Annotated in this window: 1 protein-coding gene; it reads right to left on the minus strand. The window is 52.5% G+C overall.

Annotated elements, in window-relative coordinates; all coding sequences use genetic code 11:
* Positions 1-102 precede the first annotated feature (102 nt).
* The coding region (locus AC1RPX_RS07820) for a hypothetical protein (RefSeq protein ID WP_481763332.1) at positions 103-341 on the minus strand (239 nt) is incomplete at its 5' end.

Below are 341 nucleotides of genomic sequence, written 5' to 3' on the forward strand. Positions count from 1 at the left end.
GTACCGGTTTCGGGCTTTATCGACTTGAGCACGCAACTCGTGAAATCGGGCAACGGCACTTTCGTCAATGGTCATACTCTCTCCAGTACTAAAAACTGCTATTTACTGCGGGCGTTGAAATTGTGGCTCAGCTTGCTGGGATTGCCAAATCTGCTGCGTGCCCTGAGCCACGAGAGGCTGTTGCACACCCGTCACGTTCTGAATGATCCAGCGATTTGCCTCGATTGCGTTGGGAAAGGTGCGGACTGCGGCACGCGTCTTGATGATTTCCGCAAACTCGTTTTGGTTTTCCACCTTTTTCTCGTTGTCGAGACGCGGCGTCCACTCTTTGTCTACCGGAT

The sequence above is a fragment of the Dellaglioa sp. CoH-56-MRSF-14 genome (assembly GCF_056782115.1).